Consider the following 16074-nt stretch of genomic DNA (forward strand, 5'->3'; position numbering starts at 1 on the left):
CGAAAGAGAGAACGGCTATGCAAGAAATGGTATTGCAGGTGAGGGACCTGAAAACCTATTTTTACACGGAGGAAGGCACCGTCCCCGCCGTGGACGGCCTGGACTTCGACCTTCACAAGGGCGAGACGCTGGCCATCGTGGGCGAATCCGGCTGCGGCAAAAGCGTGACCAGCCTGTCCATCCTTCGCATCGTGCCCACCCCGCCGGGCAGGATCCTGGACGGCGAGATCCTCTACAAGGGCGAAGACCTTTTGAAAAAGACCGAAAAGCAGATGCGCAGCATCCGGGGCAACGAGATCTCGATGATCTTTCAGGAGCCGCTGACCAGCCTGAACCCGGTGTTCACCATCGGCCGGCAGATCACCGACATCCTGTGCATGCACCAGGGCATGAAACGCAAGGAGGCCTACGAAAAGGCGGTGGAGATGCTCAAAAAAGTGCGCATCCCCTCGCCGGAAAAGGTGGTCAACGATTACCCGCACCAGCTTTCCGGCGGCATGCGCCAGCGCGTGATGATCGCCATGGCCCTGGCCTGCAACCCGGGCATCCTCATCGCCGACGAGCCCACCACCGCCCTGGACGTTACCATCCAGGCGCAGATCATGCACCTGCTGGCCGATCTGAAAGAAGGGCAGGACACCTCCATCATCCTCATCACCCACGACCTGGGCGTTGTGGCCCAGATCGCCCAGAGCGTGATGGTCATGTACGCGGGCCAGGCGGTGGAGTACGCCGGCGTAAAAAGCATCTTCAAGGATCCGCTGCATCCCTATACCCGGGGCCTTCTGAAGTCGCTGCCGGTGCTGGGCGAGGAGAAAGATTCCCTCTACAGCATCAAGGGCAACATCCCCAGCCCCAAGGACTACCCCGAGGGCTGCCGCTTCGCGCCCCGGTGCGAAAAGGCCTGCGAGAAATGCCGCAAGGCCCCGCCGCCGCTGACGGCCCTGCCCGACGGGCGCAAGGTGCGCTGCTGGATCTATGCGGGAGGTGAAAACGATGAATGATGTGCTGCTGGAAGTCAAGGACCTGAAGGTCTATTACCCGGTCAAAACCAAGTCCATCATCCCCCGCAAGGCATGGGTCAAGGCGGTGGACGGCATCAGCTTCCAGGTGCGCCGCAAGGAGGCCTTCGGCATCGTGGGCGAATCCGGCTGCGGCAAATCCACCACCGGCCACGCCATCGTGGGCCTGCTGAAGGCCACCTCCGGCGACATCCTCTACGAGGGCGAGTCGCTGGTGCAGGGCAAAAACGCCCTCAGCCGCGAGCGGGCCAAAAAGCTGCAGATCATCTTTCAGGACCCTTATTCCTCCCTGGACTCCCGCTTCACCGTGGGCCGCTGCATCCGCGAGCCGCTGGACGTGCACCGGATCGGCACCCCCGCCGAGCGAAATGCCCGGGTGGAGGAGCTGATGCGGGAGGTGGGCCTCAACCACGAGCAGATCACCCGCTATCCCCACGAGTTCTCCGGCGGCCAGCGCCAGCGCATCGGCATCGCCCGGGCCCTGGCCCTCAACCCCGGCCTCATCATCTGCGACGAGCCGGTCTCGGCGCTGGATGTGTCCATCCAGGCACAGATATTGAACCTGATGCAGGAACTCAAGGAGAAACATGGCCTGACCTACATCTTCATTTCCCACAACCTGAGCGTGGTGCACCACCTGTGCGACCGCATCGCCGTGATGTATCTGGGCAATGTGGTGGAGATCGCCGGCAAAAAACAGCTCTTCGACGACCCCCGCCATCCCTACACCCAGGCGCTGCTGGACGCCATCCCTGTGCCGGACCCCGAGCGGGCCGCCATGAGCGGCGAGCTGGAGGGCGACGTGCCCAGCCCGCTGAACCCGCCCAGCGGCTGCTGTTTCCACACCCGCTGCAAGTACGCCACCGAGCGCTGCGCGAGGGAGAAGCCCGTGCCGGTGGAAGTGGAACCCGGTCATCAGGTGGCCTGCCACCTGTGCGCCGCCGAATGACGTATCTTTTGCCTCACAGGGGCATGGATATAAACTGAAAAAGGAGAGAAGAAATCATGAGAAAGTCAAAGCTTCTTGCCCTTGCGCTCGCTGCGGCCATGAGCGTTTCCCTGCTGGCCGGCTGCGGCTCCTCGGGCAGCTCCACCCCCGCCTCCGGCGGGACCTCCGGCGACGCTGCGGGCGTGACCTACAAGGATACCATCACCATCGCCGCCGCCAACGACCAGAACTACATGGACGGCCAGATGAACAACAGCAACGACGTGTACCTGCGCGCCGTGTACTCCCAGCTGGTCCGCCGCACCCCGGACAACGAGCTGGTGGGCGACCTGGCTGAAAGCTGGGAGGTCTCGGATGACGGCTGCACCTGGACCTTCCACCTGCGCCAGGGCGTGAAGTTCCACAGCGGCAAGGAGCTGACCGCCGCCGACGTCAAGGCCAGCTACGACCGCCTGCTGGACGAGGAGAACCCCGTCCGTTACAGCAGCCTGGTGGCCGGCTACATCTCCGAGTGCAACGTGGTGGATGACTACACCGTCCAGCTGGTCACCCCCACCCCCATTGCGCCCTTCCTGGCCAACCTGACCCACCGCTCCAACCTGATCCTGAATGCCGACTACATCGAGCAGTACGGCACCGAGCTGGGACTCACCGCCGAGTCGGTGGACGGCACCGGCCCCTATAAGCTGGCCTCCTGGGACCGCGACCAGGAAATGGTGCTGGAGCGCTTTGACGACTACTACGCCGGCGCCGTGCCCACCAAGACCATCGACATCCTGATCGTCACCGACGCCAATGCCCGTCAGGTGGCCCTGGAGACCGGCGAGGTGGACATCACCACCGTGGCCACCAGCGAGGTGCCCGCCCTGATGGAGAACGAGGACCTGCAGATCCGCATGTTCCAGGGCATCGGCGCCCACGGCCTGCAGTTCAACTGCGCCAACGAGTACCTGAAGGACACCCGCCTGCGCCAGGCCGTGAGCTACGCCATCGACCGCCAGGCCATCATCGACGCCCTGTACTCCGACATCGGCGAGGTGGCCGCTACCGCCCCCGTGAACTCCAACGTCTGGGGCTACTATGATTTCGGCGTCATCGAGCAGGACCAGGAGAAGGCCAAACAGCTGATGGCAGATGCCGGCTATCCCGACGGATTTGAGTTCTCCATCATGGTGCTCCCCACCTACAACAAGAGCCTGGAGACCTGCGAGATGATCGTCGCCGACCTGGCCGAGGTGGGCATCACCGCCACCATCGAGACGGTGGACAACGCCACCTTCAACGGCGCCATGGGCAACCGCAGCTACCCCGGCGAGGACTTCCCCTGGGGCATGTTCTTCATGGGCTACGGCGCCGGCACCGCTGACTGCGACGAGGGCCTGCGCCGCATCTGGGAGACCAGCCCCGACGGCAACAACAACAACAACTACGGCTGGTACTCCAACGAGACCGTGGACGAGCTGCTGAACGCTGCCGCCGTGGAGATGGACGAGGAAGCCCGTCTGGAGCTCTACAAGCAGGCCCAGCAGATCCTCTACATCGACGACCCCGCCGCGGTGTGGACCAACGATCGCCTGAACGTGTGGGCCATGAGCAACAAGGTGGAAGGCTTCAACGTGAACGTGAACAACGCCATCTTCTTCACCGACCTGCGCTGCGCCGAGTGATCCCGGGCCCGAAACGGAACAACTGACGCAAAAGGGCCTTCAGCCGTCGGGCGACCGGCTGTGCTGAAGGCCTTTTCTGCGCCCGCGCGCAGGCGCCGGACGGTTGCGGGCGGCGCCTGCGCGTGGTATAATGAAACCAAAGAAAACGTCAATTCGCAAAAGCCGGAGAGGCGCCCCCCGCCACGAGCCTTTGCAGAACGGGATATTCGTATGAAATACGCGTCAAAAGTCGACCTTGTGTACAAGTCGATCGTCAACGGCATAAAAAAAGGCAATTACCTGCCCGGCGACCGCATCGTCATCAGCCGGGTGGCCCGGGAAAACGGATGCAGCGAGATCCCCGTGCGGGAGGCGCTGCGCCGGCTGGAAAGCGAAAAGCTGGTGGAACTGCTGCCCAACCGGGGCGCGGTGGTCTCCCGGGTGAGCAAGTCCTTCCTGCGGCAGCTGTTTGCGGTCAAAGCCATTCTGGAAGGCGGCGCGGTCCGCCTCGCGGCCGACACCATTACCCCCGCCCAGTGCGAGAAGCTGCGCGCGCTTGCGCGGGAGATGGTGGCCGCCTTCGAGGCGGGCAATCTGAAACAGTGCTCCGCGCTGAACCACAAATTCCACATCACCCTCTACCGCGCCACCGGGAACGATGTGCTGGTGAGCTACATCGACGAACTGTGGAACAAGTGGCCTACCGGCCACTACGCCAACGCGATCCCCGACGACTGGTACAAGATCTCCATGCAGCAGCATTTTCAGCTGCTGGACGCGCTGGAGGCCGGCGACAAGGACAGGGCGGAAGAGATCATCCGCTACCACAAGTGGGGCGCGCTGGAAAACATGGGCCGCCGCCGCGAAAACGCCCGCGGCATCGCGGAATAAAGCGCGCCGCCGCGCAGGAAAAACAAAACAGCGCCTTCCAAAGGCTGGCATCAGCCCGGAAAGCGCTGTTTTTTTGCGAAAAGGTCATCCCACCCGGTAAACGACGTATTCTCCCTGCCGGAACACCTCGGCGCAGTTGCGCTGATACCAGCCCTCGTCGGCGGCGAATTCGCTGCGCTCATAGCCGCTGAACACCACATAGTCCACGCCCCACTCTTCCAGCAGGGCGGCGCCGGGCGTTTCGTACATCGCCTTCGCCGCCGCCTGCTGGCCGGCGTAGTCAAGGCCGTGGTAGTAGAGATAGCTGGGGCTGCCGCAGAGGACGGTGCGCCCGGCGAGACTGGCCACCGCGTTGATGTGCTGGGTGCCGGTCAAAAACAGGGCGTGGGGGCCGGTCTCCTCCTTCGCCCATTCGCCCGCGGCGATGGCGTCGGCGGAAAACTGCTGGTATTCGCTCACCAGCTCCCGGCCCACCGTCAGCACGCTGCCGAAGGTGGCCAAAAACACCAGCGCGCCTGCCAGCGCCGCCCCGGCGGCTCGCTTGGGCAGTTTTTTCACCAAGCGGAAAAGCAGCCCTGCCACCAGGATGCAGCCCAGCAGATGCCAGACGAACAGGAGCTTGTTGTTGTCGTAGTCGTTGGGCTGGAACACCACGAACTCGCTCAAAAGCAGGATGGCCAGCCCGCCGCCATAAAACCAGCGCAGAGGTTTTTTTGCGGCAAAAAAGGCGGGGATGAGCAGAAGATACACCACCCCGATGTTCTTGATGTAGAACCAGAAGTAGTTGTCGCCCTCGTTGGCCCAGTTGAAGGAAAGGCGCAGGAAACGCTCGCCCTCCTGCACGCCGGGCAGGATCTCGCCCAGCATCTGGGGCAGCCACGCCGCCGCGCACACCGCCGCCAGCGCCAGCCAAGGGAAAAGGGCTGCCCGGCTGCGCCCGGCGAGCAGCTGGCGGAAAAACAGCACGACGCAGATGAGCGCCAGCGCCAGCGCCGCGTGGGTCTGGGTGAGGGGCAGGGGCGCGGCCAGCAGGGCGATGGCGGGCCAGAGCTGGCGTCGGTTTTCCAGCGCGAAGGCCGCCAGCAGCGCCAGGGCGGGGAAGAGCAGCGCCCAGCCGAACAGGGTGGCCCGCTGGGGCACCAGCAGGTCCACGATGGGGTTCACCCAGCGGATGTTCTCCTCCACATAGTTGGTGGGCGTCTCATAAAAGGCGGTGAAGATGCGGGTGAAGTTGCCCTTTTCGCCGCCCAAAAAATAAACAAAGCCGAAGCCGCTGCCCATGAAGAACAGCCAGAAGGCAAGGCTGGCCGCCCCGGCGCTTTTCAAAAGCCGCTTCGCCAGCAGCCAGGCCCCGCCGAACACCGCCGGCAGCGCCGCGAACTGGGGCAGCAGGCAGGCAAATTTAAGCCCCGCCCCCAGCAGCAGGAACACGCTGGAAACGCTTTCGCACAGATAATGGTAGCCCGCCGCCGTCTGCCCCGCCAGCAGCGAAAAGCCCGGCGGGAAGCCCCCCTGCTGGGCCAGCGACTGGATGAGGGCCAGGTGCATGGGCAGGTCGCCATAGGTGCTCTGGCCGCACCAGTAGGCCCCGTCCTTCAAATGTAGGGTGTGGGTGAACAGCAGCCAGCCGGTGAGGGCCGCCGCGGGCAGCACGCACAGCCAGAACCCCTTTTCCACCCCTTTGCCCCTGGCCGTGCCCGCCGCGGGCAGCCAGCCCCACACCGCCGCCGCCCCAGCAGCGGCCAGGGCGGCGAGGGCGGCGGGCAGGGTGAAATCGAACGCCAGCGCCGCCAGGGCGGGCAGCCCCGCCAGCAGCGCCGTGGCAAAGGCGCTTGCCAGCACCACCCGCTCCTGCGGGTCAGAATGGGGCACAAGGCGGCGGGCAAGGCCCGCCCCCGCCGCCAGGAACACCCCCATATACAAAAGGCTCAGCACATTGCCCATCATACGCCCTCCAAATCGAAGGGGGGCGTGTACTCCTCCTTCGCGCTGCTCTTTTCCTGCATGTAGCCTTCCGTCAGGCCCAGCTCCACCGCCCGGCCGATGACCTGCCGGTACTCCCAGGTGGAGATGCGCCGGTCCAGCGGCTTCATCTCCTTCGCTTTATAAAAAGGTGTGTACTGGCTCATCAGGCTGGGGATGAAGCTGCCCTTTGGAAGGCCGGCCATCCAGTCCAGCACGGCGAGGCTGTCCGCAAGAGCGCCCGGCAGCGCCAGATGTCGCAGGATGACCCCCCTTTGCAGATAGCCCTCTTCGCCGAACGCCGGCGGCCCCGCCTGTTTCAGCATGGCCTTCACTGCCTTTTCGCAAACGGTGAAATAATCCGCCGCATCCGAATACTTTTTGGAGAGTTCTGATGAAATATACTTAACGTCGCAGAGCCACACGTCCACATAGCCCTTCAAAGCGGCCACCGTCTCCACTGTTTCGTAGCCGCCGGTGTTCCACACCACCGGCAGGGCCAGGCCCCGGGCGCGGGCCGAATCCAGCGCGGCGGTCACCCAGGGCAGCCACTGGGTGGCGGTGACGAGGTTCAGGTTGGCCGCGCCCTTTGCCTGCAATTCCAGAAAGATGTCCGCAAGGCGCTTTTCGTCGATGCCCTTGCCCAGCCCCTGCCGGCTGATAGGATGGTTCTGGCAGTAGCAGCAGCCCAGCGGGCAGCCGGTGAAGAACACCGTGCCGCTGCCTTTTTTGCCGCTGATGCAGGGCTCCTCCCAGAAATGGAGGGCCGCCCGGGCGGCGCGCAGCTGCCCGCCGGCGCCGCAGCGCCCGGCGCGTTTTGTGCGGTCCGCGCCGCAGCGGCGGGGACACAGTTCGCAGTGGGTGGGGATGAGCATGAGACACGACCTTTCCCGTGGATTTAAATTTTCCGTGAACATTGTACCATATTTCACCCCCGGTGTGGTATAATGGCCCTGAAAGCTGATCGTGCAATCTTTCACTGCAAAAAGACAAATGAAAGGACGGATGTCATGCGATCCGGTGCGGATAAGCTGCGCAAAGATCTGAAATACCTGACCCTGCTGGCGCGGGAGTACCCCTCCATCGCCAGCGCCTGCAGCGAGATCATCAACCTGCAGGCCATCCTCAAGCTGCCAAAAGGCACCGAGCATTTCATGAGCGACCTCCACGGGGAGGCCGAAGCCTTCACCCACATCATGAACAACGCCTCCGGGGTCATCAAGGAGAAGGTGGACCGGGTGCTGGGGGAGGAGGCGGGCGAGGCGGAACGGGCGGAATTCGCCACCCTCATCTATTATCCCGGCCGCAAGCTGGACGAGCTGAAGGCCCGCCAGACCGACCTGCCCGCCTGGTACCGGCGGACCCTCTTCCGCCTCATCGACGTCTGCCGGGTGGTGTCCAGCAAGCACACCCGCAGTTTTGTGCGCAAGCGGCTGCCCAAAAACTACGCCTACATCCTGGACGAACTGCTCCACGCCCATTTTGAGGACCACGACAAGGAATTCTACTACAACGAGATTCTGAACAGCATCCTGGCGGTGGACCGGGCAGACGACTTCATCGAGGCGCTGTGCGAACTCATCAAGACGCTGGCGGTGTTCAAACTGCATATCCTGGGCGACATCTATGACCGGGGCCCCCGGCCGGACCTCATCATGGAGCAGCTGATGGCCCACCACTCGGTGGACATCCAGTGGGGCAACCACGACGTGGTCTGGATGGGCGCGGCGGCGGGCAGCCCGGTGTGCATCGCCACCGTGCTGCGCACCACCCTGGCCTACAACAACCTGGAGGCGGTGGAGGACGGCTACGGCATCAACACCCGCCCCCTGGCCCTCTTTGCCGAAAACACCTACCGGGACTGCGACATCCACCATTTCTACCCCAAGGTGGACGAGAGCCGCGGGCCTTACCACCGCGGCGAGCTGGCCCGCGTGGCCCGCATGCACAAGGCCATCGCCGTCATCATGTTCAAGCTGGAGTGCGCCGTCATCGACCGCAACCCCGACTTTGAGCTGGAAGGGCGGGACTTTCTGCGCCGCATCGACTTTGCGGCGGGCACCGTGGAGGTGGAGGGCAAACGCTACCCTTTGCAGGACGACGACCTGCCCACCGTGGACCCGGCAGACCCCGCCCGCCTCACCCCCGCGGAGGAGGAGGTGCTGGCCTCGCTGCGGCGCTCCTTCACCGACAGCGAGCGCCTGCAGCGCCATGTGCGCTTCCTTTATGCCAAGGGCGGCGTGTACCACATCGAGAACGGAAACCTGATGTTCCACGGGGCCATCCCCCTCACCGAGTCCGGCAGCTTCCAGGTGGAGACCTTCGAGCAGCACGGCTATGCCGGGCGGGCCCTGATGGACTACTGCGACGAGCGGGCCCGGCGGGCCTATTTCTCTCCCGAGGGCAGCGAGGCCTGGCAGACCGGGTGCGACTTTTTGTGGTATCTGTGGTGTGGCAGGCTTTCGCCCCTTTACGGCCGGGCCAAGATGACCACCTTCGAGCGGCTTTTTGTGGCGGACAAAGCCACCCATGCCGAGCCCAGCAACCCTTATTACCGCTTCGTGAACGACACCCGCATGGACCGGGCCATCCTGGCGGAGTTTGGCCTGGACCAGGCCCGCAGCCACATCGTCAACGGCCATGTGCCGGTGCGGGCGGTGGAAGGGGAGACCCCGGTGAAGGGCTCCGGGCGGATGATCCGCATCGACGGCGGCTTCTGCCGCGCCTACCACGTGCGGACCGGCATCGCCGGCTACACCCTGGTCTACAACAGCCGGGGCCTTTCCCTGCGGGCGCACCAGCCCTTTGAAACGGTGGAAAAGGCCATCCGAGAGAACCTGGACATCGTCTCCAGCGTGGATGTGTTCGAGACCACCAAAACGCGGGTGCTGGTGGGCGACACCGACAACGGCCGCAAGCTGGCCGCCGACGTGGAGGACCTAAAGCGCCTGGTGGCCGCCTACCAGACCGGCCTCGTGAAAGAGCGCCCCGAGGGCTGACGGGCCCTTTTCCCATAGCGGTTTTATTGATAAAAAGGAGAGGATCGATATGTCTACCCCCCACAACAAGGCCGAACTGGGCCAGATCGCCAAGACCGTGCTGATGCCCGGCGACCCGCTGCGGGCCAAATTCATCGCCGAGACCTTCCTGGAAGGGCCCGTGCTTTTCAACGACGTGCGGGGCATGCTGGGCTACACCGGCGCCTACCAGGGCAAACAGGTGAGCGTGATGGGCAGCGGCATGGGCATGCCCAGCATCGGCATCTACTCCCACGAGCTCTACGCCCAGTACGGCGTGGAGAACATCATCCGCATCGGCTCCGCCGGCTCCTACACCGACAAGGCCAAACTCTACGACGTGGTGCTGGCCACCGCCGCCTATTCCGAGAGCAGCTACGCCAGAACTATGTCCGGCTTTGAGGGCGACACCACCCTGCCCAGCGCCGAGCTGAACGACCGCCTGCGCAAAAGCGCCGCCGCCCAGGGCATCCCCCTGGTGGAGGGCGTCATCCACTCCAGCGACGTGTTCTACCGCCACGACAGCCGCAAAAACCCCGCCTACTGGGAACTGCTGCGGGACGAAAAGGGCTGCGTGGCCGTGGAGATGGAGAGTTTCGCCCTCTTCCACAACGCCGCCGTGCTGGGCAAAAAGGCGGCCTGCATCCTCACCATCTCCGACAGCTTCGTCAGCCCGGAGATCACCACCCCCGAGCAGCGCCAGACCACCTTCACCAACATGATGAAGATCGCCCTGGGCGCCGCCGAATAAGGAAGGAGCCCCCCACAATGACCAAACAGGAACTCATCCGCGCCGCCTTTGCCGCCCGGGTAAAGGCCTACGCGCCCTATTCCCGCTTCAAGGTGGGCGCGGCGCTGGAAGCGAAGGACGGCCGGGTGTTCACCGGCTGCAACATCGAAAGCGCCACCTACACCCCCACCTGCTGCGCCGAGCGCACCGCCCTGGTCAAGGCGGTGAGCGAGGGCGCGCGGGAATTTTCTCGCATCGCCATCGTGGGCGCGGCCGAGGGCAAGGTGAACACCCTGGTCACCTCCCCCTGCGGGGTGTGCCGCCAGTTCCTCTATGAGTTCGGCGGCGACGGGCTGGAGGTCATCCTGGCCAAAAGCGAGGAGGACTATCTGGAAATGACCCTGGGCGAGCTTCTGCCCATCGGGTTCGGGCCCGCCAACCTGGAGTGAAAATCGTCTGCCGGCGCGAAAAAGCGCGGCGCTTTTCGCCCTGTGTAACTTTTTGTAACTGTCTCTTTTGCCCCGAAATCATTGAAAACCGGGGCCAAGGGCGGTATACTTAAATTGCGCGGCCGGGCTGACGAACGCCCGGCACACAAAGACCGGCCGGCCTGCCGGGCCGCCGGCCGAAAAAAGAAAAGGAGAGTCAAGCATGAAGAAGTTTATCGCTCTTGTCATGGCTGCGGCGATGGCTCTGTCTCTGGCTGCCTGCGGCGGTACCCCTGCGTCTACCCCCGCTTCCACCCCTGCCAGCGAGCCCACCTCCGCCTCCACCCCCGCCAGCGAGCCTGCTGCTCCCGAGACCGTCTCTGCCGACGACATCGAGGACAACATGACCAGCGCTGACGGCACCTATGAGATCGCTTTCATCACCGATGTGGGCCAGCTGAAGGACAAGTCCTTCAACCAGGGCACCTACGACGGCGTCAAGCTGTACGCCGCCGCCAACGGCCTGAGCTACAAGTACTACCAGCCCGCCAACGGCGATCAGGCCACCGACGACGACCGTTACGACGCGATGAAGGCCGCTGTTGAGGGCGGCGCGAAGGTGGTCGTTTGCGCCGGCTTCATGCAGGAGACTGCTCTGAAGCGCGCCGCTGCCGAGTTCCCCGAAGTTCCCTTCGTCTTCATCGACGGCTACCCCCTGACCGATGAAGAGGGCAACACCCTGACCAACGTTGCCGCCATCGCCTTCCAGGAAGAGCAGGCTGGCTACTTCGCCGGCTACGCCGTTGTGAAGGACGGCTTCGAGAAGCTGGGCTTCTCCGGTGGCGGCGGCGGCACCAACCCCGCCTGCTGCCGTTTCGGCTACGGCTTTGTGCAGGGCGCCAACGCTGCCGCTGCCGAGCTGGGCAAGACTGTTGACATGAACTTCTCCTGGGAGTACGGCGCTTCCTTCGGCGCTTCTCCTGAGCTGCAGACCATGATGGAAGGCTGGTACGCCAACGGCACCGAGATCGTGTTCGCCTGCGGTGGTTCCATGTTCCAGTCCATCTCTGCTGCCGCTTCCGCCAACGACGGCTATGTGGTCGGCGTTGACGTGGACCAGGCCAGCCAGTCCGACACCGTTGTGACCAGCGCCATGAAGGGTCTGGCCGACGCTGTGCAGTGGGCTGTTGCCAAGGTCTACGACGACACCTTCTCCGAGATCGGCGGCGTTGCCACCAGCCTGGGCGTTGCCGAGCATGCTGTGGGCCTGCCCACCGCCGAGAGCTCCTGGCGTTTTGAGACCTTCACCGCGGACGAGTACAACGCTCTGTACGAGAAGGTCCTGAACGGCGAGCTGACCATCGACAGCGATTACAACAACCTGGAGCAGGAGTACTCCAACCTGAACCTGAACATCATCTGATCGTCTCTTTTGATGTGACCGGCGGGGGCGAAGGCAAGTGCCTTCGCCCCCACTTTTTGTACTGCTGAACGGGTGGGAAATTTCTTGTGTTTTGCCCGGGTCTACGGTATAATAAAAATTGTTACAAACGCACATTTTATGCGGAGGAGGCGGGACCAGAATCATGCAAACCGAGAACATCATCGAGATGTTGCACATCACCAAAGAGTTCCCCGGTATCATCGCCAACGACGACATCACCCTTCAACTGCGGCGGGGTGAGATCCACGCCCTACTGGGCGAAAACGGCGCAGGCAAATCCACGCTGATGAGCGTGCTGTTCGGCCTGTACCAGCCGGAACAGGGCGAAATTCGCAAGAACGGCGAAGTCGTGAAGATCAACAACCCCAACGACGCCACGGCCCTGGGCATCGGCATGGTGCACCAGCACTTCAAGCTGATCGACGTGTTCACCGTGCTGGACAACATCATCCTGGGCGCCGAGACCACCCGGCTGGGCTTTTTGCAGAAAAAGCAGGCCCGGGCGAAGGTGCAGGCCCTGAGCGAAAAATACGGCCTCAAAGTCGACCTGGACGCCAAGGTGGAGGACATCACCGTTGGCATGCAGCAGCGTGTGGAGATTTTGAAGATGCTCTACCGCGACAACGAGATCCTCATCTTCGACGAGCCCACCGCCGTGCTCACGCCCCAGGAGATCGACGAGCTGATGAACACCATGCGGGAGTTTGCCAAAGAAGGCAAGAGCATCCTGTTCATCTCCCACAAGCTCAACGAGATCATGGCCGTGGCCGACCGGGTCACCGTTCTGCGCAAGGGCAAGTACATCGGCACCGTGAACACCGCCGAGACGGACAAGCAGTCCCTCTCCAACATGATGGTGGGCCGTCCCGTGCAGCTGGAAGTGGTGAAGGATGAGGCGAAACCCGGCGAAACGGTGCTCAAGGTGGAACACTTCTCCATGCCCGGCAAAGGCGGCCACAAGCACAACGCGGTGAACGACGTGAGCTTTGAGGTGCGCGCGGGCGAGATCGTGTGCATCGCGGGCATCGACGGCAACGGCCAGACCGAGTTCATCCACGGCCTCACCGGCCTGGAAAAATCCAATGGCGGCCACATCACCCTCTGCGGCAAGGACATCACCCATGCTTCCATCCGCCGCCGGGGCGAAGCGATGAGTCACATCCCCGAGGACCGGCACAAGCACGGCCTGGTGCTGGACTTCACCCTGGAGCAGAACATGGTGCTTCAGACCTACCTCGAGCCCCGTTTCCAGAATTTCGGATTCATCAATGACGGCGCGGTGCGTTCCTACGCCGAAAAACTGATCGCCCAATACGACGTGCGCAGCGGCCAGGGCCCCGTGACCATCGCCCGCAGCATGTCCGGCGGCAACCAGCAGAAGGCCATCATCGCCCGCGAGCTGGACCGCCAGAAGCCCCTGGTGGTGGCGGTGCAGCCCACCCGCGGCCTGGACGTGGGCGCCATCGAGTACATCCACGGCCAGCTGGTGGCCCAGCGGGACGCTGGCAAGGCGGTGCTGCTGGTCAGCCTGGAGCTGGACGAGGTGATGAGCCTGTCCGACCGCATCCTGGTGATGTACGAGGGCGAGATCGTGGGCGAGCTTGACCCCAAGGCCACCACGGTGCAGGAGCTGGGCCTCTACATGGCCGGCGCAAAACGAGCAAAGAAGGAGGGTGAGGGCGCATGAACGGAGGACTTTCCAAACTGTGGCAGAAGGACGGCGCCAAGTCGGTGCTGGCCTCGCTGATCTCCATTCTCATCGGCATGGCCGTGGGCGGCGTCATCATCCTGGTGGTGGGCCTGGGCAACAAGAATCTGGGCCTTTCCGGCGCGTGGGAAGGCATCCGCCTGGTGTTCGGCGGCCTGTTCAGCACCGGCCGCAACGCCGCTGGCCAGCTGACCTTCGGCTTCAACCCCACCAGCGTGGGCAACATGCTGTTCCGTGCCACCCCGCTCATCCTCACCGGCCTGTCGGTGGCGGTCGCTTTCAAGACCGGTCTGTTCAATATCGGCGCCCCCGGCCAGTACCTGATGGGCACCGCCGCCACCCTGATGCTGGCGCTGGGCATCCCCACTGAAACGGTGCCCGCCCCGCTGGTGTGGGTCATCGCCTTTTTGGGCGGCATGCTGGCGGGCGCTTTGTGGGGCTGCATCCCCGGCATCGTCAAGGCTTTCCTCAACATCAACGAGGTGCTGGCCTGCATCATGACCAACTGGATCGCCGCCAACCTGGTGACCTGGATGTTCGACGGCAGCGACTTCCGCAACCTGGTGGAGAACACCAAGAGCGGCTACATCTACAAGACCAGCTACAACGGCGTACAGACCGCAAAACTCGGCCTGGACAAGCTGTTCCCGGGTTCTCAGGTGAACGGCGGCATCATCGTGGCCATCGTCATCGCCATCCTGGTCTATGTCCTGATGAACAAGACCACCCTGGGCTATGAGCTGAAGGCCTGCGGCGCCAACCGCCATGCGGCCCGCTACGCCGGCATCAGCGACAAGCGCAACATTGTTCTGAGCATGGCCATCGCCGGCGCGCTGTCCGGCGCGGCCGCCTCCCTCTATTATCTCGCCGGCAACACCGAGTTCTTCTGGTCCACCTACCAGACCCTGCCCGCCACCGGCTTCAACGGTATCCCCGTGGCGCTCCTGGCGGCCAGCAACCCCATCGGTGTCATCTTCACCGGCTGCTTCATGTCCATGCTGGACATCGTGGGCCTGCAGCTGACCAACCTGACGGCCTACAACGAGTACATCACCGACGTTATCATCGCCGTGATCGTCTACCTCAGTGCCTTCTCGCTGGTCATCAAGCTGTGGCTCAGCGGCCGCGGCAAAAAGCACAAGGCGGCCCCCGCGGCGGCCGCCGCCCCGGCTCCCGCGCCGGACACACCGGCTGACGCCCCCGACGGGGCCCAGGACGCGAAAGGAGGCGAGGCGAAATGACCTTTCTGATCCAACAGACCCTGACCTATGCCGTGCCTCTGATGATCGTGGCGCTGGCGGGCGTTTTCGCCGAGCGCAGCGGCATCATCAACCTGGCGCTGGAAGGCATCATGATCTTCGGCGCATTCATCGGCGTGTTGTTCGTCAACCTCACCCAGAAAGCGGGCGTCTTTGCCGAGGCAAAGGCCGCCGGTGACTGGGTGGCCCTGCAGGGCTTCATGGTGCTGGCCATGCTGGTGGCGGCCATCATGGGCGCAGTGTTCTCGCTGCTGCTCTCCTTCGCCTCGGTGAACCTGAAGGCGGACCAGACCATCGGCGGCACCGCGCTGAACCTGCTGGCTCCCGCCCTGGTGCTGTTCTTCATCCGCATCATCGCCAACCAGAACACCCTGCAGATGGCCGAGGGCGACTCCGCCAGCTGGTTCATGATCAAGAAGAGCTTCTTTGGTTATGGCCGGGGCGACGAGATGGGCTTTTTCGGCAGCACCTTCATCGACAAGACCTATCTTGCCACCTACATCTGCATCCTGCTGTTCATCATTCTGTCCATCCTGCTCTACAAGACCCGCTTCGGCCTGCGCCTGCGCAGCTGCGGCGAGAATCCCCAGGCAGCGGACTCTCTGGGCATCAACGTCTACGTCATGCGCTACGCCGGCACCACCATCTCCGGCGCACTGGCCGGCATGGGCGGCTTCGTCTACGCGCTGACCACCGCCAACTGCGCCTCCACCGGCGACGTGGCGGGCTTCGGCTTCCTGGCCCTGGCCGTGATGATCTTCGGCAACTGGAAGCCCCTGAACATCGCCTGCTCGGCGCTGCTGTTCGGCCTGTTCAAGTGCATCGCCGCCTCCTACGCCAGCATCGACATCAACGGCGACGGCGTGTTCCTTCTGGCGGACCTGGGCGTCAGCCCCCATTTCTACCGCATGCTGCCCTACCTCATCACCCTGCTGGTGCTGGCATTCACCAGCAAGAAGAGCCGCGCCCCCAAGGCGGAGGGCATCCCCTACGACAAGAGCACCCGCTGAAATCTTCG

13 protein-coding genes are annotated in these 16074 nt (G+C 63.6%); 11 read left to right on the plus strand and 2 right to left on the minus strand.

Going from position 1 to position 16074, the window contains the following annotated elements; all coding sequences use genetic code 11:
- Positions 1 to 17 precede the first annotated feature (17 nt).
- The 4 genes from ACH2AT_RS02325 to ACH2AT_RS02340 all read left to right on the plus strand — a co-directional run bounded on the left by ACH2AT_RS02325 (position 18) and on the right by ACH2AT_RS02340 (position 4508).
- Positions 18 to 1004, plus strand: a complete 987-nt coding sequence (locus ACH2AT_RS02325) for an ABC transporter ATP-binding protein (RefSeq protein WP_394963245.1) — start codon at positions 18 to 20, stop codon at positions 1002 to 1004.
- A complete protein-coding gene (locus ACH2AT_RS02330) occupies positions 997 to 1971 on the plus strand; it encodes an ABC transporter ATP-binding protein (RefSeq protein WP_394963247.1) in 975 nt (324 codons plus the stop codon). Before ACH2AT_RS02325 ends, ACH2AT_RS02330 begins: the two co-directional genes overlap by 8 nt.
- A 56-nt stretch (positions 1972 to 2027) precedes the next feature.
- Complete coding sequence (locus ACH2AT_RS02335) at positions 2028 to 3638, plus strand: ABC transporter substrate-binding protein (protein WP_394963248.1); 1611 nt, start codon at positions 2028 to 2030, stop codon at positions 3636 to 3638.
- A 210-nt stretch (positions 3639 to 3848) separates the two neighbouring features.
- Positions 3849 to 4508 (plus strand): GntR family transcriptional regulator, encoded by a 660-nt coding sequence (locus tag ACH2AT_RS02340; RefSeq protein ID WP_394963250.1) that lies wholly within the window; start codon positions 3849 to 3851, stop codon positions 4506 to 4508.
- Positions 4509 to 4592: 84 nt separating this feature from the next.
- Here ACH2AT_RS02340 and ACH2AT_RS02345 read toward each other — a convergent pair whose 3' ends face one another.
- Together ACH2AT_RS02345 and ACH2AT_RS02350 are read right to left on the minus strand one after the other, a co-directional pair.
- Positions 4593 to 6452: a hypothetical protein gene (locus tag ACH2AT_RS02345; RefSeq protein WP_394963252.1), complete on the minus strand. Its 1860-nt coding sequence runs from the start codon at positions 6450 to 6452 to the stop codon at positions 4593 to 4595.
- Complete coding sequence (locus ACH2AT_RS02350) at positions 6452 to 7345, minus strand: radical SAM protein (protein WP_394963254.1); 894 nt, start codon at positions 7343 to 7345, stop codon at positions 6452 to 6454. Before ACH2AT_RS02350 ends, ACH2AT_RS02345 begins: the two co-directional genes overlap by 1 nt.
- Positions 7346 to 7480: 135 nt before the next feature.
- On the opposite strand from ACH2AT_RS02350, the gene ACH2AT_RS02355 reads away from it, so the two are divergent.
- From ACH2AT_RS02355 to ACH2AT_RS02385, 7 genes are all read left to right on the plus strand, one after another.
- A complete protein-coding gene (locus ACH2AT_RS02355; RefSeq protein ID WP_394963256.1) occupies positions 7481 to 9469 on the plus strand; it encodes a fructose-1,6-bisphosphatase in 1989 nt (662 codons plus the stop codon).
- A gap of 49 nt (positions 9470 to 9518) precedes the next feature.
- Positions 9519 to 10238 carry a purine-nucleoside phosphorylase gene (gene deoD / locus ACH2AT_RS02360; protein WP_394963258.1) on the plus strand — a complete coding sequence of 240 codons (720 nt, stop codon included), beginning with the start codon at positions 9519 to 9521 and terminating at the stop codon, positions 10236 to 10238.
- Positions 10239 to 10255: 17 nt separating this feature from the next.
- Positions 10256 to 10666: a cytidine deaminase gene (locus ACH2AT_RS02365; protein ID WP_394963260.1), complete on the plus strand. Its 411-nt coding sequence runs from the start codon at positions 10256 to 10258 to the stop codon at positions 10664 to 10666.
- A gap of 202 nt (positions 10667 to 10868) precedes the next feature.
- Positions 10869 to 12068 (plus strand): BMP family protein, encoded by a 1200-nt coding sequence (locus tag ACH2AT_RS02370; protein WP_394963262.1) that lies wholly within the window; start codon positions 10869 to 10871, stop codon positions 12066 to 12068.
- 163 nt (positions 12069 to 12231) lie between these two features.
- Positions 12232 to 13776 (plus strand): ABC transporter ATP-binding protein, encoded by a 1545-nt coding sequence (locus ACH2AT_RS02375; RefSeq protein ID WP_394963264.1) that lies wholly within the window; start codon positions 12232 to 12234, stop codon positions 13774 to 13776.
- On the plus strand, positions 13773 to 15038 hold the full coding sequence (locus ACH2AT_RS02380) for an ABC transporter permease (protein WP_394963266.1): 1266 nt from the start codon (positions 13773 to 13775) through the stop codon (positions 15036 to 15038). Before ACH2AT_RS02375 ends, ACH2AT_RS02380 begins: the two co-directional genes overlap by 4 nt.
- A complete protein-coding gene (locus ACH2AT_RS02385) occupies positions 15035 to 16066 on the plus strand; it encodes an ABC transporter permease (RefSeq protein ID WP_394963268.1) in 1032 nt (343 codons plus the stop codon). The genes ACH2AT_RS02380 and ACH2AT_RS02385 overlap by 4 nt, the downstream gene beginning before the upstream one ends.
- Positions 16067 to 16074 lie beyond the last annotated feature (8 nt).

The sequence above is a fragment of the Candidatus Allofournierella excrementigallinarum genome (assembly GCF_944388085.1).
In the GTDB taxonomy this organism is placed as follows: Bacteria; Bacillota; Clostridia; order Oscillospirales; family Ruminococcaceae; genus Allofournierella_A; species Allofournierella_A excrementigallinarum.